Here is a 235-nt window from a genome sequence, read left to right on the forward strand (position 1 = left end):
GTACACTAGCCACAACCTATATATCGGCCAAAGCTTTACTAGATGTTGAAACAGGCGAACTTAAGGCTAATCCTTTGATTGCCATAGATAACGGTGTTATTAGCCAAATCCAATTTAATAAAAAGCCCAAGCTTAGCAGTAATGATGAACTGATAAACCTACCAACGCTTACCCTGTTACCTGGGTTAATGGACATGCACGTACATTTAACCAGCGATCCAACCGTGTCTCGAAG

1 pseudogene is annotated in these 235 nt (G+C 41.3%); it reads left to right on the forward strand.

The window, feature by feature from the left end:
- Nucleotides 1–235 (forward strand): annotated as a pseudogene (locus tag SB765_RS33875) (hypothetical protein); the annotation flags it as partial.

This window comes from Pseudomonas sp. SIMBA_067 (assembly GCF_046534675.1).
Classification (GTDB): domain Bacteria; phylum Pseudomonadota; class Gammaproteobacteria; order Pseudomonadales; family Pseudomonadaceae; genus Aquipseudomonas; species Aquipseudomonas putida.